Here is a 1,298-nt window from a genome sequence, read left to right as displayed (position 1 = left end):
TAATTTTTCCTAAGCCTAAATTGTTGTATTGAAAGGTTTTAGATTCGCTATTTTTGATTAAGATATTGTTCTTGATACTGTAGCTATTTATTTGATTATCAAAACCTAAAAATGCATCACATTCTATTTTTGCAGTTTCTAATTTTGTGACAGGGATAATTTCCTGACTACTTACAGAAAAGTGACATAAACTTATAAAGGTTATAAATAGTGTTTTTTTTAATGACATTGTTAAACTATTTCTGAAAATCAGGGTCTAATATACTACTTTAACACAAAAATAGCAGTTAAATTGTGTAACAAAATGCACTATTGATAGTCTATATATACATCTATAACATCTGAAAAGAATGAAAAAAATTATTATTGCTTCGATTTTAATGATTTCTGGGTTACTAAATGCTCAGAATTTCCAAGGAATGGCGGTTTATGAATCTAAAACCAGTACAGCCGATTTTATGAAAGGAATGGGTGGAAACCGTGAGATTACTCCCGAAATGCAAAAACAAATTGAAGAACGAATGAAAAAAATGTTTGAGAAAACGTTTATTTTAAATTTCGATAAATCAGCTTCTATTTACAAAGAAGAAGAAAAATTAGATGCACCAGGACAGCAAGGTGGTGGAAGAATGATGATGTCTATGATGGGTGGTGGTGGCACCTTTTATAAAAATGCAAAAGAAAAGCAATATGTTGTTGATAAAGAGTTTTTTGGGAAGGAGTTTTTAATAAAAGATTCGTTGCCAAAATATGATTGGAAATTAGAAGGCGAATCAAAACAAATTGGTAACTATACTTGTTTTAAAGCCACAGCGGTTGTTAAAGTAAGCGAGTCTGATTTTAGAAATTTTAGATTTAGAAACAACAATGCAAAAGAAGGCGATAAAAAAGCAGAAACAGTAAAAGATACTGCAAAAGCTAAAAAAACCAATTTCACAGACGATTGGGAAATGCCAAAAGAAAATACGATTACCGCTTGGTATTGCCCAGAAATCCCTATAAATCAAGGTCCAGAAAATTATTGGGGATTACCTGGTTTAATCTTAGAAGTTAACGATGGCAAAACTGTAATTTTATGTTCTAAAATAGTTTTAAATTCTAAAGATAAGGTTGAAATTAAACCTGTTTCAAAAGGGAAAGTGGTTACCCAAAAAGAATTTGACGAAACTGTTAAAAAGAAAATGGAAGAAATGCGCGAAATGAATTCAGGTCCAGGCGGTCAACGTGGTGGATTTAGAATGGGAGGCGGACGTTAATTTTCAAAAATCAAACATGAAAAAAATATTTTTTATCCTTAT

General features: G+C 30.8%; 1 protein-coding gene. It reads left to right on the top strand.

Going from position 1 to position 1,298, the window contains the following annotated elements:
- Positions 1–350: 350 nt before the first annotated feature.
- Entirely contained in the window at positions 351–1,256 is a 906-nt protein-coding gene (locus tag L6Q46_RS12655; RefSeq protein WP_111567334.1) for a GLPGLI family protein, read from the top strand.
- The last annotated feature ends 42 nt before the right edge of the window (positions 1,257–1,298 follow it).

The sequence above is a fragment of the Flavobacterium sp. genome (assembly GCF_023151265.1).
In the GTDB taxonomy this organism is placed as follows: domain Bacteria; phylum Bacteroidota; class Bacteroidia; order Flavobacteriales; family Flavobacteriaceae; genus Flavobacterium.
This window is presented reverse-complemented; position numbering and strand designations above follow the sequence as displayed.